We start from the raw sequence: 22,279 nt of genomic DNA, 5'->3' as shown, positions 1-22,279 counted from the left end.
CGCCTGTACTGTTTATTGAGAGGATTTCGTTTCGTTATGGGATGGTTGCAACGTTTAAAGATCGATAAATTCCTGTTAGTTCTGGTCCTGGTGGTCATCACCGCTTCGTTCTTTCCCTGTGAGGGAGAAGTGAAGGTGTTCTTTGAATACCTGACGACCGCTGCCATCGCCCTGCTGTTCTTCATGCATGGTGCGAAGTTATCTCGGGAAGCGATTGGCGCCGGCATTAGCCATTGGCGTCTTCATTTGGTGGTCTTCGCCAGCACGTTTGTTCTGTTCCCGTTGCTCGGTCTGGCCATGTCGTTTCTGGTTCCAGAAATACTCACGCCGACCGTCTATCTTGGATTTCTCTATCTCTGCGCGTTGCCAGCAACGGTTCAGTCCGCTATTGCGTTCACTTCTATGGCGCGCGGCAATGTGGCCGCGGCGATTTGCAGCGCGTCGGCATCCAGTATTCTCGGGGTCTTTCTGTCGCCGGTCCTGGTCGGACTGCTCATGCATACGCAAGGCGGACAGACGGATACGCTGCATGCGATTGGGTCGATCATCCTGCAATTGATGGTGCCGTTTGTTCTGGGTCATCTGTCGCGTCCGCTGATCGCCAACTGGGTACAGCGCCATCGCAAGCTGGTCAATATCACTGACCGTTCATCGATACTGCTGGTGGTTTACGTCGCGTTTAGCGAGGCGGTCGTTCAGGGTATTTGGCATCAAATCAACGGCTGGTCTTTGCTGTCTATCGTGGTGTGCTCGTTCGTCTTGCTGGGAATTGTGCTGGTGTGCACCACTATGGCCGCGCGCAAACTGGGCTTCTCGAAGGCGGATGAGGTCACGATCGTGTTCTGCGGTTCGAAGAAAAGTCTTGCTAACGGCATCCCCATGGCCAACGTGTTGTTTCCTGCTGCGGCCGTCGGCGCCATGGTGCTTCCGCTGATGATCTTCCACCAGATACAGTTGATGGTGTGCGCCACGCTGGCCCAGCGTTATGCTCAGCGGCCGGCAGAGGCAGACAGCGCCGAAGAGTGATCCCATTCCGAATCGCGAAGATACCACGCCATGAGCAAGAACTCATGGCGTGGCTGTTTTAGCGCCTCTTCCTTCCCTACAGACTTGTGCTAATGCGGCCGATGTTCATTCCAGATTGTCCCTGGTGTCCTTGTGTCCTATCCACGCGCCTTATCCTCGGAATGCCTCTTGCTTCTCTAACGTCGTCTTCAACTGGCTGGCATGGCGCCAACATGGACATTGAATTCAGCGGCAGGGGTTATCTCGGGGCGCGGATAACGTCAATGAAGCTCGCTGTAGTTGCCATTCATCCATGAAACGACCCAAACCGGGACCCTTGGTAACGAATGTTGCCGGATGAGCGATTAGGCATGCGCGAATTCAAAACGGATGTAGGCGTTCAGCGAGCGAGAGAGGAGACGAAGATTCACGGACAGAAGGGGGCAGAATAAGGCGGGAAGGTGTTGATGTAGCCCCCCATCGCATCAATTCAGCGGTGGGGGGCTGTCAGAGAACAGTATCAGGCCGCGCGCTGTTTCGCTTTCTGACGCAGTTGCTCCTTTTCCTGTTCGCCAATGAAGGCGACAGTCAGGCCGTTTAGCTGAGCCTGATGAATATCTTCCTCCGTCAATCCGGCCTGCGGCGCAGCGACGTTGTATTCATGCTGGATTTCGATCCCCTGTACGGCCGGGTCGTCGGTATTAATCGTGGCGAGCAAGCCGTAACGCAGGAAGTGCACCAGCGGATGGGCGAGCAGAGAGTGAACGGTGCTGGTCTGGATATTGGACGTCAGGCAGGACTCTACGCCAATTTGGTGCTCAGCCATGTACTCCATCAGCTTACGATCGACAATCGCTGCAACGCCGTGGCCGATACGCTCCGCGCCCAGCTGGTTAATTGCCTGCCAGATGCTTTCCGCACCTGCGGCTTCACCTGCGTGCACGCTGATATGCCAGCCGGCATCTCGCGCCTGACGGAAGTGGTCGGTAAACAGCTCTCCGGGATACCCCAACTCATCGCCCGCCAAATCCAACGCGGTGATATTGTCTTTGTGCGCGAGCAGTGAACTCAGCTCCTGCTGACAGGCCTGAGTCCCGAAGGTGCGGCTCATAATCCCCATGAGGCGGATCATGATCTTATCATCATTGTCACGGCAGCCGGCGTGAATGCCGTCGATGACCGCTTCAACAACCCCTTCCAACGGAAGCTGATAGGCCTGCGCCATGTAGTAAGGGGAAAAACGCAGCTCGGCGTAGTCTAGTCCGGCGCGGATCGCATCCTCAACGTTTTCGTAGGCAACGCGACGACACGCGTCCAAAGAACCCAGCACGTTTACCCCCCAGTCAAGTTTCTTCAGGAAGCTAAGCAGGTCTGGTTCATTATCGACGATTTGCACATGAGGACGCAGCGACTCCAGATCCTGTCCCGGCAACGCGATATTGAATTGGCGGCCCAACTCAAGAATGGTCTGAGGACGGATATTACCATCCAGGTGGCGGTGGATATCTGTTAGTGGGATGTGCGGATCAATCATGTTTTACTCTTTATTAAAGAAATCAATGAGTCAGTAAATAGCCGTTAGTATAAGAATAAACTCGGTCAAATTACCATTTATTCGCAGAAAAGTTCATGCTCAACGGTTACGACATGGCGGTAGCGGAAGGCCGTTTTGCGGGGTGTCTGGGCGATAATGGGCGGATTGGGGGGCGACGGTGTAAGGGCAGGCGCCCGGGAAGGCGCCTGCTACGTGCTGGTTTACTGTGCCTGCGGGGCAGGCGCAGGGACGGCTTGCGGCGCGTCCTGAGCGGGGACGGAAATGTACGGCGCGATGAATTCCGCCAGCGTCAATTTGCGGCCGTTGAAGGNCACGGTGCCGTCGGCGTATTGCAGCGAGCTGGTGATCGCATGGTCCTTAGTGACCGTCAGCTGGCTCATCTGGCCGACGCCGGCAATCAGCTGCGCCTGCTGGCGGGCCATCGCTTCAATTTGCTTTTTATCGTTGTCGTTGGCCACTTTCGGACCGGTCTGGACGAACAGCTCCGTCAGCATATTCAGCGGCAAATTGAGTTTCAGGTCCACATTTTTGATCGACTGGCGGATCAGCGCTTCTTCATCAGACACGCCAGTGATGGCGTTGTGGTCTTTCTGTAGCGGATCGGTCAAATCCAGCGCCAGATTGAAGTCGCTCTGTCCTTTGGCATTCTTCCAGGTCAGCGGCGCGATGTGGATCTGCGGATTGCCTTTCAACAGCTGCGGTAGGTTATGCAGCACGACCATTGCCATCTGCTGTTGGTATTCATCGGTGGTGATCGGTTCCGGACTGGACATCAGCGTCTGGAACTTGGCGCGATAGGCGTCGGAGAACTGCTTCAATCCGTGGCCATCGACACCGGCGAAGCTGGCTTTCAGGTTCACTGCGCCCAGATTCTGGTCGCGCACGACGACGGAGGCGACGTCGATACCCAGTTTCCCTGACAGATTCNCGTCGTCCGCATTGTTTTCGCTGGAGATGTTCACATCGTTGACGGTCAGCCCATTTTCGTTTTCGACGTTCAGCGTTAGTTTTTTCAGGGTGATGTTGGCATCACCGACATTGATGTCGAACTTGCTTTTACGCGAGGTGGAGTCCAGTGCCAGATCTTGCAGCGTCAGCATTTCATTCTGGCCCAACTGGTTTTTCTTCTCGGTCGCCAGATTAGCGATATTACCCACGATGTGAGCCTGGCTGAGGTCACGCGCCACGAACAGTTTCAGATCGGAGCCGCTGAAGTTCAGTTTCTGGTCCGGGTTCTGGAAATCGATCGCCGCCAGATGAATATCGGAGTGGGTATCGCCGCTATAGGTTACGCGCGTTTCCGCGTTGATGAACGGAGCGTCTTTCGTTAGTTCGAACAGCGGCGCGACGGCGTCGGTTTTCACCAGCTCGCTGTGCACGGACGCCATAGACGGGATCAGATTCAGGTGTTTAACCTGAGACAGCGGGAACGGTCCGTGATAGAGCGTTTCGTTGAAGACGACTTCCTGATTGTTGTCCAGCACCTGATGGTCGCTGGCAGTGCCGTCGGACTGGAGTACATACGTCAGGTGACTGCTGAATAGGCCGCGCTGATAATCACGGTAGCTGACCTTCAGCCCGGCGTTGGGATAGTTGGTTTTCAACTGGCTGTTGATGTTGTCTGTGAATTCACCAATGTGCTTTTCGACCTGTTTGCCAGTAAACCAGGAAGCTCCTGTCCAAACTGCGCCTAGAGCAATAATGACCCCTACGGCCACGACTGTTTTTTTCGTCACGCTATGTATCCTTTTTTATCTTGTGTAGTACCGCCCCTCATCGGGGCGTCAGCATCATGCTGTTTAAAGTCTAGTTATAAACGCGGGCAATGCGACCCGTACCGTGAATCTGCACGGGAGATTCATCAGCGCCGATAAAGCAGGACTCTCCCGGTTGCAGAGTGATCCGCTGTTGCGCTTTTTCCACGGTGGCTTCTCCGCTGACGCAGAAAAGAATAGCAGCACTCTCCTGAGCCAGCACGTGCGGCTGTGCCGTGAGATCGTGAAGGGAGAAAGCAAAATCGTCAACCGGCACGGAGAAGGTCAATGACTGCTCGCTGACAACAGGGGGCGTCAGCAGCGTTTCGGCCGGTTTAGGTTCGAACTGCACGTTGGCCAGCAGTTCGGGAATATCGATGTATTTCGGCGTCAGCCCGGCGCGCAGCACGTTGTCTGAGTTGGCCATGACTTCAAGCGCGACGCCATTCAGGTAGGCGTGGGGCGTTTCCGCCGTCAAAAACATGGCTTCGCCCGGCTGTAACGTGACGACGTTCATTAGAAGCGGAGAGAACAGCCCGTTATCGTCCGGATAGAAGCGCGTGATGTTGCGAATGGTTGCCCAGGGCTCGCCGCTACGGCTGTTAAGCGCGGCTTTGAGGGTCGCGATAGCGGTCTCTTTCTGCTCTCCGCTCATTTCGAGCAGGTTGGCGAACAGCATCGACAGGCTCTTACGGTCAGGCTGCTGTAAAAAGGCGGCGATGGACGGATGCGCGCCCGCCAGCGGCTGCAACAGCTCGGCGATTTCTTCAAGTTTGCGAAACCCGTTGATGGCGCTGAACGGCGTGAGCGCGAAGACCAATTCCGGCTTGTGATTGGCGTCTTTGTAGTTACGTTCCGCAGCGGTGACGGGAATGCCCGCCGCGTTTTCACGGGCGAAACCTTCCTCGGCGGCGCTTTTGCTGGGATGAACCTGAATGGACAACGGCTGATCGGCGCACAACACTTTGAACAGAAACGGCAGCTCACCGAAACGCTGTGCGATGCGCTGGCCCAAATAACGCTCCGGGTCGGCGGTGATGATATCCCGCAGGCTGACCTGCTGCCCCTGATTGTCCACCAACAGAGAGCTGCTGCTGGGGTGAGCCCCCATCCACAGTTCCGCCATTGGACGATTGTCGGGATTTTCCATGCTGTACAGCTCGGTCAACGCGCTTGGGCTGCCCCAGGCATAATGCTGAATACGGTTAAGCATTTTCTGCATAACGGGATCCTAGTGTTATTGATGATTTCACGTAGTGAACTAAGGGTTAAAGACTCAGGGGGACGGGTGATGATCCAGAACCTCGATACCCATCATGGTAATGCTTTATCCGCGACGATACCATAACGACAAGTACCTCAATTATCCGAAAATAAACGCATCTTCAAAGGAGATAGGTCATGCCCGATATCCGTGTTGAGAAAGACTCTATGGGACCGGTTGATGTGCCCGCCGACAGGCTGTGGGGAGCGCAAACCCAGCGTTCTCTGGAACATTTTCGTATCTCAGAAGAGAAAATGCCCCGGGCGCTGATCCATGCGCTGGCGCAGACCAAGCGTGCGGCGGCGAAAGTGAATCTCGATCTGGGATTATTGCCAAAGGATCGCGGCGAGGCGATCATCAAGGCGGCGGATGAGGTACTCGCGGGGCAACATCCGAACGAGTTTCCGCTGGCGATCTGGCAGACCGGTTCCGGAACCCAGAGCAATATGAATATGAATGAAGTGCTCGCGAACCGCGCCAGCGAACTGCTGGGGGGAGGGCGCGGCAATGAACGCCTGGTTCATCCCAATGACGATGTGAATAAGAGCCAAAGTTCCAACGATGTTTTCCCGACGGCGATGCATGTCGCCGCCGTGACCGCAGTGCTCGAGCATCTTCTCCCCGAACTGAAAACGCTTCAGCAAACGCTCTCAACCAAAGCGGTGCAATATCATGACGTCGTCAAGATCGGCCGTACCCATCTGCAGGACGCGACGCCGTTGACGCTGGGGCAGGAGATCTCCGGTTGGTCAGTCATGCTGGAGCATAGTCAGCGACACATCGAACATACTATTCCTCACTTATCCGAGCTGGCATTGGGGGGCACCGCCGTCGGGACCGGGCTGAACACGCATCCGGAATATGCGGTGCGGGTTGCGGCGGAACTGGCGTCTCTGACCGGTCTGCCGTTCGTCACGGCGCCGAGCAAGTTTGAAGCGTTGGGCACCTGCGACGCGCTAGTGCAGGGACACGGCGCGCTGAAGGGATTGGCGGCGTCATTGATGAAAATCGCCAACGACGTTCGCTGGCTCGCGTCGGGACCGCGCTGCGGCATCGGCGAGTTAAGCATTCCTGAGAACGAGCCGGGAAGTTCCATCATGCCGGGCAAGGTGAATCCGACGCAGTGCGAAGCGATGACGATGCTGTGCTGTCAGGTACTGGGCAACGATGTCGCGGTAAACATCGGCGGCGCTTCCGGCAACTTCGAACTGAACGTCTATCGGCCCATGATTATCCATAACTTCTTGCAGTCGGTGCGGTTGCTGGCGGACGGAATCAAGAGCTTCAATGAGCATTGCGCCGTCGGCATCGAACCCAATCGGCCGCGTATCGAACAGTTGCTTAATGACTCGCTGATGCTGGTGACCGCCTTGAATCCGCACATTGGCTACGATAAATCTGCGGAAATCGCGAAGAAAGCGCACAAGGAAGGGCTGACGCTGAAAGCCTCGGCTCTGAAACTGGGCTATCTGACTTCCGAGCAGTTCGATGAGTGGGTTCGCCCGGAAGACATGGTGGGTAGCCTGAAGCGCTAAGCGCTTTCGTCGGTATACAGATGAAGTCGCGGGATCAGCAGCCGTAACGGATGGGCTTTGGGTTTATGCTTGTGCTTGATGCTGTCGGCATCGTAATCATTCAGATCGCCCAGGATGGGCGCTGATGCGCCGTCGCTCTGACGACACAGGACGATGAGCGGCGTAGGACAAGGATACTGCACCTGCTTCTGCTGTTCCTGATACCAGACCCGCGCAATCGGCTGTACTTTCACCGGTCGTTTGATCTTCAGTAATGCCTGCTCCGGCAGGCGTTTGACATCAGATATCTCCTGTTCCAGCAGCGATGCCCATTGCTCTTGGCTATAAGGCGCAACCGTGCGGCCCGACTGTTGGCTTTTCTCCAGCTGTTTCAACACGTCGTCGCGCGTCACCTTCTTGATAATGTTTTTGTTGGCCCAGCCAAAACGGACGGATGCCGGATTAACGATCATCGGAATAGTGCGGTAAGCGCTCAGCGTGATCAGCCCGCGCAGGTGCGTATGTACGAAGTCAAATCGCTGCTCGGGCGCAAGCCCTGACTCGACGGTGATGATGTATTCCAGCGCCTTCTTTAACGTATTGATGTGCTCAATACGCTGCTCAGCCTCAATAAACTCCGTTTCATCAACGGTGAAGCAAAGGGCGCCGGGCAGGCGAATAGCGGCTTTGCTGCTGATGTTTTCCGCATAATGATGGATAAATAGCCGCTGAAAATGTTTCAACGCCAGCTCGCGCGCGGCTTCGCCTTCCGCCGGCGTCACCGCTATCTGTGTGATCGGGTCATGCTCACGGCCTTTCTCTATCTGAGGGAGCGTGAACACGCGGGCGGCGGCGAGCTTAAGCTGTGAAAACTGCTCCTGCATTTCCCGGAGTTCTTTCTCCAGCGCAATAAAGTGCTGATGCATTCGTTCGATTAAATCGTAAGCGGCCATAAANCCCCTCATTAGTTACAACATACTATAAGTTATAAACCAACTTCCCCAATGAGACAACCGTGTTTATACCGTTGGCTTATCAGGGAAGAAGGGCGATGGGATTAACGTTGCAGCGCTTTTAAGCGGAAGCTGATGTAGAACGCCAGCAGCAGTAGTGCAGCCAGGAATCCTACGACGCCTGGCCAACCGAACTGATACCAGAAGAACCCGCCGGTGGTGCCAGCCAAACTGGAGCCGAGATAGTAGAAGAAGAGGTACATTGATGACGCCTGGCCTTTCGCGCGGTGCGCGCGCTGGCCGATCCAACTGCTTGCGACTGAGTGCGAGGCGAAAAAGCCTGCGGCAAACAGCATCATGCCTGCAAATACGAGGACCAGCGGCGAGAACAGCGTCAATATCAATCCGGTCAACATCAGTAAGACGGCGCCAGCCAAGACCCGGCCACGTCCGTATTTTGCCGTCATGGCACCCGCGCGCGGCGAGCTATAGCTGCCCGTCAAATAAACGACGGACAACAGGGCGACGACCGCCTGATTCATATAATAAGGCGCATCCAGCAGACGGTAGCCGATGTAGTTGAACAGGGTGACGAAGGAACCCATGAGTAGAAATCCTTCGAGGAACAAGAGCGGCAAGCCCGCATCACGCCAGTGCAGGCGCGCATTGATCCAGAGCGTTTTCGGCTTCAGAGAACCTGCGCGAAAATGGCGTGATTCAGGCAGCATACGCCAGAATGCCAACGCAGCGAACAAGGCCACGATCCCCAGAACGAAAATCGCGACGCGCCAGGGAAAGAAATCCGTCAGTACCCCGGTAATCAAACGTCCGCTCATGCCGCCTATCGAGTTCCCGCTGATATACAGACCCATTGAAAAAGCGATGACGCTGGGATGAATTTCTTCGCTGAGGTAGCTCATGGCGACGGCGGCGNCCCCGCTCAGCGACAGTCCCAGTAGCGCCCGCATAATCAGCACACTTTGCCAGGTGGTCATAAAGCTACAGACCAGCGTACAGAAGGCCGCTAGCAGCAGGGAGACCACCATGACGTTCTTGCGACCGACGCTATCAGAGATGGGGCCGGTAAAAAGCAGCCCGACTGCCAAGGTCACGGTCGAGACGGACAGCGAGAGGCTACTGGTCGCTGGCGAAATGCCGAAATCTTGAGAAAGAATAGGGAGGATGGGCTGAACGCAGTATAACAGGGCAAAGGTGGCGAGGCCGGCGGAGAACAGCGCCAAAGTGACTCGCATAAAGGCTGGGGTACCGCGTTTGATATAAGGTGTTTTGTAAATAGAAGAGGTGCTTTTAGGGAGAGGGTCTGCGTCATCAGTGATGGTCGACGCTATTCCTTGTGAAGACAGCGGGGTACTCACAATCGATCCTTATCTGGATTAGAGGACATTATTGTAAACGGAACCAGGATCATAGAACTGCCAGATTCTTTTGTATAATATATTAATCATCATGAATGATAGTTTTGAAATATGAATATAGAGCTGCGTCACCTGCGTTATTTCATTGCCGTTGCCGAAGAACTGCATTTCGGGCGCGCCGCCGAAAAACTCCGTATCTCTCAACCGCCACTAAGCCAGCAAATTCAGATTCTGGAAGAGCAGATCGGCGCCCGGCTGCTGGATCGCAATAATCGTACGGTTCGGCTGACGCCCGCCGGGGCGCAGTTTCTGAAAGAGGCCTGGGCCATTATCAATCAGTTGAATCAGGCAGCCGATCGCGCCGCTCGCATTCAGCGCGGAGAGGTGGGCGAGTTGAATATTGGTTTCACCTCGTCAGCGCCGTTTGTCAAATCCGTGTCCCGCAGCCTGCTTCAGTTTCGCCAGTCGTTCCCCGAAGTCCATATCCAGATGGTGGAGATCAACACCAAACAGCAGATCGAACCGTTGCTAAGCGGCAAGCTGGATATCGGCGTCATGCGTAACAACCCGCTGCCCGACACACTGCGTCATCAGGTATTGCTGCATGAACCCCTGGTGGCCGTCGTTCATCAGGAACACCCCCTGGCGATGGCCCCGGAGGGTTGCATCAGCGTTCGCCAGCTCGCGCAAGAACCCTTTGTCTTCTTTGCCCGCGAAGTAGGAACGGCGATGTATGACGAAGTGATGACCTTGCTCAAAAACTATGGCGTGAAACCCTATATTACGCAGGAAGTGGGAGAGGCGATGACCATCGTCGGGCTAGTGTCGTCCGGCCTTGGGGTTTCTCTGTTGCCAGCCTCATTCAGGCGTATCAAGGTGGATGGGGTGAAATATCTGTCGTTACAGGAGAAAGACGCCATTAGCGAAATGTGGCTGGTCACGCATCAGCGACGGCCGATCAGCACCGCCGCACAGACGCTGATTTCGCTGATGTTGAATCACTCCGGCTCAAATATGTGCGGTAAATCACAAAACGAATCAAATAGTTGACGGTTTTTATGAAAAGCGACACCATGGCCGCAGTTTTTTATTTTGCAGTGTAAAAAATAACAACATCGCATGATAAATCAGGAGTCGCTTCAGCGTGATTGCCACCGGTCAGCCCGGACACATCGACCAAATTAAGCAGATAAATGCAGGGGCCGTTTATCGCCTGATTGACAAACTCGGTCCCATTTCCCGCATCGAATTATCAAAAAAAGCCCAACTGGCGCCAGCCAGCATCACTAAAATCGTCCGCGAACTGATGGAAGCGCATCTGGTCCATGAAACGGAGTTTCCCGATGTCGGAAGCCGGGGGCGTCCCGCTGTGGGTCTGGTGCTCGAAACGAAGGGGTGGCACTATCTGGCGATGCGTATCAGTCGCAATACCATGACGCTGGCCCTGCGGGACCTCAGCAGCGCGCTGGTCACGGAAGAGACGCTGCCGATGCCCGCCGAGCATCCCACACCGTTGCTGTCTCGCATCCTGCAAGAGGTGGACGCCTTCTTTAGCCGTCATCAACGACAGCTTGAAAGGCTGACGGCGATCGCCATTACCTCGCCGGGGATCGTCGATGCGATCACCGGCATTATTCACCGCATGCCGTTCTTCGATGTTCATGAAATGGCGATCGGCCCCGCATTGTCTGAGCATATCGGCGTCCCTGTTTACCTGCAGCATGATATTTGCGCCTGGACGATGGNGGAAGCGCTGTTTGGCGCATCGCGCGGTTATCAGAATGTGATTCAAATTGTTATCGATCACAATGTGGGCGCAGGCGTCATTACCGGGGGAAAGATCCTGCACGCGGGTAGCCGTAACCTGATTGAAATTGGTCATACGCAGGTCGACCCCTATGGTAAACGCTGCTATTGCGGGAATCACGGTTGCCTGGAGACGGTCGCCAGCACTGAGAGCATTCTGGAGTTGGTGCAGCAGCGGTTGTCTCAATCCATGAGTTCGGCGCTGCATGGTGTACCGCTGACGGCGGAGACCCTGTGTGAAGCTGCGCTGCGAGGCGATCCGCTCGCCAACGATATTATCGTGGACGTTGGCCATAATGTCGGGCGGATCGTGGCGATTATGGTCAACCTGTTCAACCCAGATAAAATTCTGGTGGGCTCGCCGCTGAATCGCGCCGCGGACATTCTTCATCCGGCGATAATGGCATGCATTCGGCAGCAATCGCTCCCCGTGTACAGTCATAATGTGCAGGTGACCGCCACCGAATTTTATAATCAGGGCACCATGCCCGGCGCTGCGTTGATAAAGGATGCGTTGTACAACGGCAGTCTGTTGGTTAAATTGTTGCAAGGCTGATCGTAAATACCCGATTATTCGCTAATTAGTGGCCCCTGCAAAACAAAATATTGAGCTAACGCAAGCTGGCAGCTCCGGCTATCGCCTAGACTTTTGACTTCGACATTGAATTTTACATTTTATCTATTTCCTTGGTGGTTCCTTCCGGAGTGGTATCTTCATGTTAAAACGTATTTTCATTACAGGCACGGATACGGCCATTGGTAAAACGGTGGTATCAAAAGCGTTATTGCAGGCGCTGGCGAAGTCTGGCAAAACGGTTGTGGGCTATAAGCCCATCGGCAAAGGGTGTATCGAAACGCCGGAAGGGCTGCGTAACAAAGATGCGATGATCTTACAGGAGGCTTCCAGCCTTTCTCTTCCTTATCACCAGATCAATCCGATAGCGCTGCCTGAAGATGAGATTAGCGCCAGCGAGCTGACCATCGATTATTGCGCCATGACGGAAGGTCTCCAGCAAATCTCTGCGATGGCGGATGCCGTAGTGGTCGAAGGCAGCGGTGGATGGCGTACGCTGATGAATGACATGCGCACATACTCAGACTGGGTGATACAGGAGCAGTTGCCGGTCGTCATGGTGGTCGGCATTCAACTGGGGTGCATCAACCATGCGCTGCTGACGTCGCAGGCCATTCTCAACGACGGGCTGCCGTTGGTGGGTTGGGTCGCTAACCGTATCAATCCCGGTCTGGCGAATTACGCCGAAGTCATCAACGCGCTGCGCAAAAAAATCCCGGCTCCGCAGCTGGGCGAGCTGCCTTATCTGCCGCGTCCGGAACAGCGTGAACTGTCTTCCTATATCGACTTGTCCGCGTTGGAGCAATAACCTATCGAGCGGCGCTTTCACGCCGGTCAGTCCCCCCGCGTTCATAAACCCGGCGATTCTTGCCGGGTTTTGGGTTCCATCGCTCGAAAGTTGAGCGTTTACATCAGACTTTGCTACTTTTAACACGTAGCCCGCAGTGACTTCGTGAAGTCACGGTTTTTCACCATTCACTGATTCCCATTATCAAGCACGAACACTTTCCTGCAGTGTGATTGGCTGCCTTTTGGCGTCCGTGCTCAGGAGTATCTGCGTGAATAAAAATTTCCTTGCTTGGTTTAAGTCTGAACCACGTCCCACATTTCCCGTAAAAGGGCCGATGCTGAAGCCTGGCGAACACCCCGACACGACCATTAAAGCCGAATTGTTTTCGGCCGACCAAATGGAGCGTTATGGCCGAAAATTGGCTCGTTCCCACAAACTGACACAGGAAAATGCGCCGTATTATTTGCTGAAAAACCTGGCGGAGCATGAGACGGTACTCACCCGCAGTTGTGATGTAATCAACGCCAGTGATAAAACGGCGATTACACCGGCAGGGGAATGGCTGCTTGATAACTTCTATCTGATTGAAGAACACATTCGCGCGGTTTTTCAGCATTTGCCGAAAAACTTCGGCAAGGGGCTGCCGCAGTTGGGTGCACCGTTTAATGGACCGCGCATTTACGACATCGCGACTGAAGCCATCGCCCATGGCGACGGCCGCTTCGATGCCAAGACGTTAATGCGGTATATATCCGCTTATCAGGAAATTACGCCGCTGACGCTCAGCGAACTATGGGCGTTGCCCGCGATGCTGCGGCTCGCCATTATCGACAACCTCAGACGCGTCAGCGTGAAGGTGGCTACCGCGCAGCAGGAGCGCAATCTTGCCGATGCCTGGGTCGATAAGTTTCTGGAAGGCGCTGAAATCGATCCGTCCAACCTGATTATCATCATTGCCGATATGGCGCGGTCCAACCCACCGCGTTCCAACTCGTTTGTGGCGGAAATGGTTCGTCGCCTGCGCGGTCATGGCAACATGTTGGCGCTGCCGCTGACCTGGGTGGAGCAACGGCTGGCCGAGGAGGGGTTGACCACCGACGCCATGATCCACCGCTTCAACCAGCAGCAGGCAATCAATCAGCTCTCGGTCAGCAACAGCATCGCCAGCCTGCGCCAGCTCAGCGAGACCAACTGGCCGGATTTTGCGGAGTCGATGAGTCTGGTTGAACAGAGATTATTGCAGGATCCCGCTGGCATTTACGCCGCCATGCATTTTGATACCCGAGATTACTATCGTCATACCATCGAAATTCTGTCCCGGCAGTGTCCCTACAGCGAAATTGAGGTGGCGGATGCCGTTCTGGCGATGGCGAAAGCGGCGCCGGAAGGCGGGCGCAAGCGCCACGTCGGTTACTACCTGGTGGACAAAGGCCGGGCTGCGCTGGAACAGCAACTTCAGGTGCATTATCCACCGTTTACGCGGCTGCGACATTGGTTCAATCAGGAGCCGCTTCTGTCGTGGCTAGGCAGCCTGAGTCTGTTGACCACCGCGCTGAGCGCCGATCTGCTATTGAGAACCCACGAAGCCGGCATAGGATGGACGCTATGGCTGATGGCGATCCCCGCGGTCATCGTCTTTAGCCAACTGGTGCTGGATCTGCTGGGCGATGCCACCCTGCAAACGCGGACGCCAAGCCCGCTGCCGAGACTCGACTTTTCCACGGGCATACCCTCGGACTCTCGGACGCTGGTCGTTATCCCATGCCTGCTCAGCAGCCGGGCCAGCGTCGATAAGCTGATCAATAGCCTGGAAGTCTGCTATCTCAGCAACGTCTCTCCAAATCTCTATTTTGCGCTGCTGACGGATTTTCCGGACTCCACCACCCAGACGCAGCCGTGGCACGACGAGCTGCTGGCCTATGCCAGCCAGCACATTCACCGCTTGAACCAGCGGTATGCGAACCCGGTCGACGCTTTGTTCTTTCTGTTGCACCGCGATCCTCAGTGGAATGAGAAGCAGGGCGTCTGGATGGGTTATGAGCGTAAACGCGGCAAGCTTCAGGCGGTAAACCGCTGGCTGCGCCAGCAGAGTCATGAATTCGACACCGTCGTCGGCAACCAGCGCCAAGCGCTGGACGACATCAAATATGTCATCACGCTGGATAGCGATACCGTCTTGCCGCGCGACGCCGCGCACAAGATGGTGGGCGCAATGGCGCATCCGCTTAACCAGCCTGTTTTCGATGTGGACAAAGGGCGCGTGGTTGCCGGATACGGTATTTTGCAGCCGCGTCTGGCGGAGGAAATCCCCCGTTATGGCCAGAGCCGGTACGCGGCGTTGTCCAGCGCCATTCCCGGCAACGATCCCTATTCGTTCATGGCGTCGGATATTTATCAGGATTTGTTTAGCGAAGGATCTTTCGTCGGCAAGGGGATCTACGACGTCGATACGTTTAGCCGTGCTAACGAAGGCTCCTGTCCGGAAAACCTGGTACTGAGCCACGACTTACTCGAAGGGTGCTATGCCCGTTCCGGGCTGTTAAGCGATGTATTGCTGTATGAACAGTATCCCACCTGTTATCTGGCCGATATGGCGCGGCGCACCCGTTGGGTCCGCGGGGACTGGCAACTGTTGAACTGGCTGGGTTTTTACGTTAGGCGGGAAGACCGTCGGCGCGTCGCCAATCCGTTGAGCGGGTTGTCCCGCTGGAAGCTGCTGGATAACCTCCGGCGGAGTTTGTATTCCCCGAGTCTGTTGATCGTGCTGTTTTACGCATTAACCTGGGCGCCCAATCCGGCGAATTGGCTGACGGCCGTCGCTATGGTTCTGCTATTGCCTACCGTGCTAACGCTGATTTATCAACTGATCAGAAAAAATCGGCGGCGCACGTTCTCGCAGCACTTACGAACCGTGTTCAATACTGCGTTGCAGCGACTGATGCGTGTTGGAATGAACCTGTCGACGCTGCCGTATGAAAGCGTCAATACCCTGCGAGCGATCGGCGTGACGCTGTGGCGTCTGGCGATCAGCAAGCGACACCTGCAAGACTGGGTGAGTCTGGATGCGGGACTCGGTCATCATCTGCTGCGCCGCGTCAACGCCCCCCAACAATACTATCTGGTGATGTGGGCTAATCCGGTCGCGGCGGTGCTGCTGATGGCGCTGACGGCCTACTTAAATCCGCTGTTACAGGTGGTTTCCGTTCCGCTGGGCGTGCTATGGCTACTGTCGCCGCGCTTGCTGTGTTGGTTAAGCCGGGAGCCGCAGCGGAAGAAAGCGGGGCTGACGGACGATCAACGTCGGCGGCTGCGCGAGCATAGCCGTGAGATTTGGTTGTTTTTTGAAACGTTCGTCACCGCAGAAGAAAACTGGCTGCCGCCGGATAACTTTCAGGAAGAGCCAGGACCGATTATTGCGCGCCGAACCTCGCCGACCAACATCGGCCTGGCGCTGTTGGCGAATCTGACGGCATGGGACTTCGGCTATGTCAGTCAGGCCAGCGTGATCAACCGGACATCGCTGACGCTGGATACGCTCGACAAAATGGCGCATTTTCGCGGTCACCTTTACAACTGGTACAGCACTGACACCCTGACGCCTCTGGCACCACGCTATATCTCCAGCGTCGACAGCGGCAACCTGGCGGGACATTTGTTGACGCTCCGTTCAGGGTTGGTCGCTATGCGTACGCAGCCGGTCATGGATGTGAACCGGATTCTGGCGGGGCTGGATGACACGCTGTCGCTGCTCGAACGCGTTTGGACGCGCGCGCCCGGCGTGCTGAATCAGCTCCGTAAAAAATGGGCCTCGGCGCATGAGGCGCCGCTGTTTCGCTTCGACGCCGAGCTACAGGCGATGCTGGGGTTAAGCCATGCGTTGGCTGAGCTGGCCGCGGCTGAAAGTCATGTTATTCGCCAGTGGGCCGAGAGTCTGGACGCCCAGATCAGCGGGATCAGTCAGGAATGGTCTCAGCTGTTGGGCTGGATGACGGAAGAGGACCGCGCCGTCACCACGCTACCCTCGCTGGTCTGGTTGGCGCAGTACACGCCGTCGGTCACGACGGCGCACGCTATCGCCATGTCCTCCGCCATCGAACTGGCGCGTCAGCGGTTGTCAATTCTGTCCGAGCTGGAACAACGCCTGAGCGACCACGCCAATATGGATTTCCGGTTCCTCTATAACCCGGTGACGCATCTGCTCAGCGTGGGTTACAACTGCGATGCCAACGTCATGGACAGCAGCAGTTATGACCTGCTGCCGTCAGAAGTGAGACTGACGAACTTCGTCGCCGTCTCGGCTAATCAATTGCCGACCAAAAGCTGGTACGCGTTGGGGCGGCTGTTTACGGTGATTGATAACGAACCGGCGCTGATGTCGTGGAGCGGATCGATGTTTGAATATCTGATGCCGCAGTTGGTCATGCCGGACTACCCCGGGACGTTGCTGGAGCTGATGAGCCAGTCCGCGGTGAACCGCCAGATGGCGTGGGGTAAGATTCGCGGCGTGCCGTGGGGCATTTCCGAGTCGAGCTACTATACCTTTGACGCCAACCGCAATTATCAGTATCACGCGTTCGGCGTGCCCGGCCTGGGGCTGCGGCGCGGACTGGGCGACGATACGGTGGTCGCGCCTTATGCCACCTTACTGGCGTTGATGATTAATCCCGCCAAAGCGTGCGAGAACCTGACGACGCTGGAGAATAATGGCGCCCGAGGGAATTACGGTTTCTATGAGGCGCTGGACTATACGACGTCGCGTCTGGCGCAAGGTCAGTTTTACGCCATCATTCGCTCATACATGGCGCATCATCAGGGGATGGGGCTGCTTGCGCTATCCCACGTACTGCTCGATGCGCCCATGGTGGAACGTTTCGCTAGTAACCCGATGTTTCAGTCTGCGCGACTTTTGCTGCAAGAGCGAATGTCCGAGGTGGTTGAGATGTATCGACCGCGCCGACACTTCGAGTCGCATGAAGGGGTACTCAAACCCGCGAAGTATGATATTCGAGAATTTAGCGATGTCGACAGCCCGATCCCGGAAGTCCAGCTGCTGTCCAACGCCGATTACCACCTGATGTTGACGCAGGGCGGTGGCGGTTACAGCCGCTGGCGCGATTTGGCGCTAACGCGTTGGCGTCAGGATAGCACCTGCGATAACCGGGGATCATTTTGCTACCTGAAAGATACGGCGACCGGGGAAGTGTGGAGCAATACCTGGCAGCCCGTGGCCGGTCAGGAAGGACAGCATCGCATCGTGTTCACAGACGCGGGCGCGGAGTTCATCCGCGTCAATGGTTCGCTGACCGTACATACTCATGTGGTGGTGTCGCCGGAAGATGATATTGAGCTACGTCGTCTGACGTTGGTTCATCGCGGCCGTCAGCCCCGTAGCATTGAGATAACCTCCTATGCCGAAGTGGTGCTGGCATCGGCGGCTAACGATCTCGCGCATCCGGCCTTTAGCAATCTGTTCGTACAGACGGAGCTGTTGCCGGAGCAGGACGCGATTCTCTGTCATCGCCGTCCGCGAGAGCCGGAAGAAGCGTGCCCGTGGTTATTCCATACGATGGTCGTTCATGGTCATAACAGCGGGGCGACCTCCTTTGAAACCGACCGCGCCGCCTTTATCGGCCGGGGCCGCAACAGCGCAACGCCGTTGGCGTTGGAACGAGACGGCGCACTTGCCAATAGCGCGGGCGGGGTGCTTGACCCAATCATGGCGGTCCGCCAGCGGATCCAACTAGAGCCGGGCATTCCCGTCGTGGTCGATTTGGTCTACGGCATCACCGAGGCGCGAGACCCAACCATTGCTCTGCTGGAAAAATACCGTGACCGCAATATCGCGGATCGCGTGTTCGAGCTGGCTCGCTCCCACAGTCAAATCGTCCTGCGCCAGCTGAATGCCAATGAAGATGATGCGAGCCTGTTTAACCGGTTGGCGGGCGGCGTGCTATTCCCGACGCAGGAGTTGCGGGCCGATGCGCAGACGATCATGGCGAACCGACGCGGGCAGTCGGGGCTGTGGGGGAACGCAATTTCCGGCGATTTACCGATTGTGCTGTTGTCCGTTAGCAGCAGCGTCAATATCGGGTTGGTCGCGACGTTGGTTCAGGCTCACAGCTACTGGCGTATGAAAGGGCTGCCGGTAGATCTGGTGATTATCAATGCCGACCTCGGCGGCTATCAGCAAGATCTGCAAAACCAGATTTTGGGCCTGATTTCCGCAGGCGATGCGTCCAGCCAACTGGATAAACCCGGCGGCATCTTCGTGCGAGGCGATATACACATGTCCCACGAAGATCGCATACTGCTGATGAGCGCGGCCACTATCGTTCTGGACGACCGCGGCGAGAGCGTGATCGAGCAACTGAATCAGCGGATGCAGAACACGCTATTGCTGCAAAAACCGCTCATTCCTATCAGCCCCGCGCTGCCGGACCGTCATACGCCGTTCACCCCGGACGTCAGTCAGTTGCAGTTCTTTAACGGCATGGGCGGATTTTCTGAGGAGGGGCGCGAGTATCACATCGTCCTGAACGAAGGGGAAAACACGCCGGCGCCGTGGTCCAATGTGATCGCCAACCGGGAGTTCGGCACGGTGGTCTCCGAGAGCGGTCAGGCCTATACCTGGTACGAAAACGCTCATGAATATCGCCTGACCCCGTGGGAAAACGATCCGGTCAGCGACGCCTCCGGCGAAGCTTTCTATCTGCGCGATGAAGAGAGCGGTCACGTATGGTCGCCGATGGCGCTGCCGGTCAGAGGACGGGGAGCCTACCTGACGCGCCATGGGTTCGGGTATAGCGTGTTTGAACATCGCGAGTCAGGGATCGACAGCGAGCTGACGGTGTTTGTCGCTGAAGACGCGCCGGTAAAACTGTTTATCCTGACGTTGACCAATAAATCTGGGCGGCCGCGTAAACTTTCCGCCACCGGATATGCTGAGTGGGTGCTTGGCGATCTGCGATCCAAGTCCGCGATGCACATCGTGACGCAGGGAACGCCGGTCGAGCGCGGATGCTCGATATTGGCCAAGAACTACTATACCGGCAATGGTTCAGAGCGAACCGCATTCTTTGCCGTGACCGGCGCGCATTGTTCCATCTGTGGCGACCGGCGCGAATTTTTGGGTCGCAACGGTTCGCGAATGGTGCCTGCAGCGCTGAAGCTGCGTCGTCTCTCCGACAGAAGCGGTGCGGGATTCGACCCGTGCGGCGCGGTACAGTCGGCGCTTGCGCTGATCGACGGCGACCAGCATACGCTGATTTTCACGCTGGGCGTAGGACAGGATACTGCGCAGGCGGAAGCACTGATGCAGCAATATCTTGGCGAAACTCGCGCGCGCAGCGAGCTGGAACGCGTGCAGCAATATTGGCGCGCCATTGTGGGAAAAATGCAGATCACGACGCCGGACCCGGCCACCAATCTGCTGGCGAACGGCTGGCTGCTTTATCAGACGCTGGCCTGCCGTATCAACGCCCGCAGCGGATACTATCAATCCGGGGGGGCATTTGGTTTCCGCGACCAGTTGCAGGATTCGCTGGCGCTGACACATATCGCGCCGGAGCGGATGCGCGAGCAAATCCTCCTTTGCGCCTCACGTCAGTTTATCGAAGGGGATGTTCAGCACTGGTGGCATCCGCCGCTGGGTAACGGCGTGCGCACGCGCTGCTCGGACGACTATCTCTGGCTCCCTTTGGCTATTTGCCATTACGTGGAGGTCACCGGCGATATCGCCGTGCTGGATCAGCCGGTGCCCTATCTTGAAGGACGTTTGCTCAACCCCGGCGAAGAGTCGAGCTATGAACAGCCGGGTATCAGCTCTACGATAGAAACGCTGTGGCAGCATGGCGAACGCGCGATAGCAAATGGTCTGAGGATGGGGCAGCACGGGCTACCGTTGATGGGCTGTGGCGACTGGAATGACGGTATGAATCTGGTGGGATTGCAAGGCCGGGGGGAGAGTGTCTGGCTTGGCTTCTTCCTATATACCGTATTGCAGCGCTATGCAAGGCTGGCTGAGACGCGTGGCCTGGCGGAGAAGGCTGATTTTTATCGGGATAACGCGGCGACGCTGAAAGAGAACTTGAATACCCACGCCTGGGATGGTGACTGGTATCGTCGTGGCTATTTCGATAATGGCGAGATGCTGGGTTCACACACGTCGGAAGAGTGCAAAATTGACGCTATCGCGCAGAGTTGGTCGGTCTTGTCCGGCGCGGGCGATGAAGCGTATCGGCAGAAAGCCATGAAGGCGCTGGACGAACAGTTAATCGACGATGCGTCCGGTATCATCAAACTTCTGATGCCGCCGTTCGATGGTGATGGTCCTAACCCCGGCTACATTCGCGGTTATCTGCCGGGCGTTCGCGAAAACGGCGGTCAGTATACGCACGGGGCGATTTGGGCGGTGATGGCCTTTGCGGAAATGGGCAATACCGAACGCGCCTGGGAGCTGATGTCGATGATTAACCCGATCAATCACAGTCTGGAACCGGCATCGGCGCAGCGCTATAAGGTCGAGCCTTACGTTATCTGTGCCGACATCTACGCGGTCAATCCTCATAACGGACGCGGCGGCTGGAGCTGGTATACCGGTTCTGCGGGCTGGTCCTATCGGCTCATCACCGAGTCGCTGTTGGGGATCACTCGTCACGGCGATAGCCTGTCCGTCGCGCCGCATCTCCCGGCCCACTGGCCTCAATTGGAGATCCGCTATCAGGAAGGCGGCAGCCAATACGTCATTACCGTAAAACGCGGCGAGCATGAGGATCGCATGACGCTGGATGGTCAGGGCGTCAGTCACGGTTTGATTCCGCTACGGGATGATGGTGGTCTGCATCAGGTTGAGGTCTGGGTCAGCGGAGAGGCGTCTGTGGGGCGATAACCGCAGAGCGAAGAACGCGTCCCGCGAGGTTGATTTCGCGGGACGCGGTAAACTAGGGTCTGATTTATTGCGGGGCGTGCGCTGTAGGCGTGCTTTCCGTAGGGGCGTCACCCTCCGCAAAGCGGGTATAAACAATCTTTTGCGAGTCGTTTTCGCAATGACCGACAACTTGTCCGCCAGCTTGACCTACCTGATCGTTAGGAACGATATCCAGCTTGAAGCCAGATTCCGGTACGCCGTTCTGGATGATTTTGTGTGAGATAGCGTCACGAACGCTTTCACACGATGCCTGTGCTGCCAGGGGGGCAATCACGAAAAGCGCGGCACTCAACATTATCGTTTTTTTCATTTCATCACCTTTGTTCAAAGAAACCTAACGACTGCCCGGTTGGATGCCGGGACAAGGGTCGGAACTCCCTACAAGCGTAGACGAAAAGTTACGGCATGACAGTGCGGCCGGTACGGCGGTCAAGACAGCGGGACGTGTTGGGTTCCCAATAGGCGTTGACGTTGGCGCTAGTCGTGCATCGTTCCCTACCGTCAATCGCGTTTGCCGTCTTATCAAACTCTTTCTCGACCCGCTGATTCACTTTCTTACGAAGTCGCTGGGTTTCGTCCCACTGCTCCTTGCTCTGGCGAGCCGTTTCCTTGGATAACGCGCTGTTGCCGTTATCCACAATAATATGCTCCGTCTGCGCGTGAGCGGGGAGCGAACTCACCGTGGCCAACAACAGTGACAGCGGAATAATAAAACGCAGTGCTGATGGGTATGATTTTGTGTTCATGTTTCACCCTGAATTC

Annotated in this window: 13 protein-coding genes; 6 read left to right on the top strand and 7 right to left on the bottom strand. The window is 56.2% G+C overall.

The window, feature by feature from the left end; genetic code table 11:
• The first annotated feature begins 36 nt into the window (after nucleotides 1–36).
• Nucleotides 37–1,026: a bile acid:sodium symporter family protein gene (locus RZ35_RS06335; RefSeq protein ID WP_026742543.1), complete on the top strand. Its 990-nt coding sequence runs from the start codon at nucleotides 37–39 to the stop codon at nucleotides 1,024–1,026.
• Nucleotides 1,027–1,525: 499 nt separating this feature from the next.
• Here the strand turns inward: RZ35_RS06335 and add are convergent, their stop codons facing one another.
• The 3 genes from add to manA all read right to left on the bottom strand — a co-directional run bounded on the left by add (nucleotide 1,526) and on the right by manA (nucleotide 5,536).
• Nucleotides 1,526–2,539, bottom strand: a complete 1,014-nt coding sequence (add, locus tag RZ35_RS06330) for an adenosine deaminase (RefSeq protein WP_026742542.1) — start codon at nucleotides 2,537–2,539, stop codon at nucleotides 1,526–1,528.
• 221 nt (nucleotides 2,540–2,760) lie between these two features.
• The gene (locus tag RZ35_RS06325) at nucleotides 2,761–4,278 is read right to left on the bottom strand and encodes a YdgA family protein (protein WP_455709698.1); all 1,518 of its coding nucleotides are present in this window, start codon (nucleotides 4,276–4,278) and stop codon (nucleotides 2,761–2,763) included.
• Between the two features lie 88 nt (nucleotides 4,279–4,366).
• A complete protein-coding gene (manA, locus tag RZ35_RS06320) occupies nucleotides 4,367–5,536 on the bottom strand; it encodes a mannose-6-phosphate isomerase (RefSeq protein WP_026742540.1) in 1,170 nt (389 codons plus the stop codon).
• A gap of 179 nt (nucleotides 5,537–5,715) precedes the next feature.
• Here manA and fumC point away from each other — a divergent pair, with 179 nt between their 5' ends.
• A complete protein-coding gene (fumC, locus tag RZ35_RS06315; RefSeq protein ID WP_026742539.1) occupies nucleotides 5,716–7,113 on the top strand; it encodes a class II fumarate hydratase in 1,398 nt (465 codons plus the stop codon).
• On the opposite strand, the gene tus is transcribed toward fumC, so the two are convergent.
• Together tus and RZ35_RS06305 are read right to left on the bottom strand one after the other, a co-directional pair.
• The gene (gene tus, locus RZ35_RS06310) at nucleotides 7,110–8,045 is read right to left on the bottom strand and encodes a DNA replication terminus site-binding protein (RefSeq protein WP_026742538.1); all 936 of its coding nucleotides are present in this window, start codon (nucleotides 8,043–8,045) and stop codon (nucleotides 7,110–7,112) included. The genes fumC and tus overlap by 4 nt on opposite strands.
• Before the next feature lie 104 nt (nucleotides 8,046–8,149).
• Entirely contained in the window at nucleotides 8,150–9,394 is a 1,245-nt protein-coding gene (locus tag RZ35_RS06305) for an MFS transporter (RefSeq protein ID WP_051625506.1), read from the bottom strand.
• A 138-nt stretch (nucleotides 9,395–9,532) separates the two neighbouring features.
• Between RZ35_RS06305 and RZ35_RS06300 the strand changes: the two genes are divergently transcribed.
• The 4 genes from RZ35_RS06300 to RZ35_RS06285 all read left to right on the top strand — a co-directional run bounded on the left by RZ35_RS06300 (nucleotide 9,533) and on the right by RZ35_RS06285 (nucleotide 21,478).
• Nucleotides 9,533–10,471 carry a LysR family transcriptional regulator gene (locus RZ35_RS06300; RefSeq protein ID WP_026742536.1) on the top strand — a complete coding sequence of 313 codons (939 nt, stop codon included), beginning with the start codon at nucleotides 9,533–9,535 and terminating at the stop codon, nucleotides 10,469–10,471.
• A gap of 94 nt (nucleotides 10,472–10,565) precedes the next feature.
• Nucleotides 10,566–11,783, top strand: a complete 1,218-nt coding sequence (gene mlc, locus RZ35_RS06295) for a sugar metabolism global transcriptional regulator Mlc (RefSeq protein ID WP_026742535.1) — start codon at nucleotides 10,566–10,568, stop codon at nucleotides 11,781–11,783.
• A gap of 160 nt (nucleotides 11,784–11,943) precedes the next feature.
• Complete coding sequence (gene bioD, locus RZ35_RS06290; RefSeq protein ID WP_026742534.1) at nucleotides 11,944–12,609, top strand: dethiobiotin synthase; 666 nt, start codon at nucleotides 11,944–11,946, stop codon at nucleotides 12,607–12,609.
• A 250-nt stretch (nucleotides 12,610–12,859) separates the two neighbouring features.
• On the top strand, nucleotides 12,860–21,478 hold the full coding sequence (locus tag RZ35_RS06285; protein ID WP_071999763.1) for a glycoside hydrolase family 94 protein: 8,619 nt from the start codon (nucleotides 12,860–12,862) through the stop codon (nucleotides 21,476–21,478).
• A 64-nt stretch (nucleotides 21,479–21,542) separates the two neighbouring features.
• Here RZ35_RS06285 and RZ35_RS06280 read toward each other — a convergent pair whose 3' ends face one another.
• Together RZ35_RS06280 and RZ35_RS06275 are read right to left on the bottom strand one after the other, a co-directional pair.
• The gene (locus RZ35_RS06280) at nucleotides 21,543–21,827 is read right to left on the bottom strand and encodes a DUF1161 domain-containing protein (protein WP_026742533.1); all 285 of its coding nucleotides are present in this window, start codon (nucleotides 21,825–21,827) and stop codon (nucleotides 21,543–21,545) included.
• An 88-nt stretch (nucleotides 21,828–21,915) separates the two neighbouring features.
• Entirely contained in the window at nucleotides 21,916–22,263 is a 348-nt protein-coding gene (locus RZ35_RS06275) for a DUF1283 family protein (RefSeq protein ID WP_026742532.1), read from the bottom strand.
• Nucleotides 22,264–22,279 lie beyond the last annotated feature (16 nt).

It is taken from the genome of Lonsdalea quercina subsp. quercina, from assembly GCF_000688655.1.
GTDB classification, from domain to species: Bacteria; Pseudomonadota; Gammaproteobacteria; order Enterobacterales; family Enterobacteriaceae; genus Lonsdalea; species Lonsdalea quercina.
Note: the sequence above shows the minus strand (reverse complement) of the source record. Positions and strands in the feature narration are given on the sequence as shown.

Excerpts from the sequence above, each read along its gene's own strand:
- RZ35_RS06335 (WP_026742543.1), top strand. The coding sequence starts at position 37 with ATGGGATGGTTGCAACGTTTAAAGATCGATAAATTCCTGTTAGTTCTG.
- add (WP_026742542.1), bottom strand. The coding sequence starts at position 2,539 with ATGATTGATCCGCACATCCCACTAACAGATATCCACCGCCACCTGGAT.
- manA (WP_026742540.1), bottom strand. The coding sequence starts at position 5,536 with ATGCAGAAAATGCTTAACCGTATTCAGCATTATGCCTGGGGCAGCCCA.
- fumC (WP_026742539.1), top strand. The coding sequence starts at position 5,716 with ATGCCCGATATCCGTGTTGAGAAAGACTCTATGGGACCGGTTGATGTG.
- tus (WP_026742538.1), bottom strand. The coding sequence starts at position 8,045 with ATGGCCGCTTACGATTTAATCGAACGAATGCATCAGCACTTTATTGCG.
- RZ35_RS06300 (WP_026742536.1), top strand. The coding sequence starts at position 9,533 with ATGAATATAGAGCTGCGTCACCTGCGTTATTTCATTGCCGTTGCCGAA.
- bioD (WP_026742534.1), top strand. The coding sequence starts at position 11,944 with ATGTTAAAACGTATTTTCATTACAGGCACGGATACGGCCATTGGTAAA.
- RZ35_RS06280 (WP_026742533.1), bottom strand. The coding sequence starts at position 21,827 with ATGAAAAAAACGATAATGTTGAGTGCCGCGCTTTTCGTGATTGCCCCC.
- RZ35_RS06275 (WP_026742532.1), bottom strand. The coding sequence starts at position 22,263 with ATGAACACAAAATCATACCCATCAGCACTGCGTTTTATTATTCCGCTG.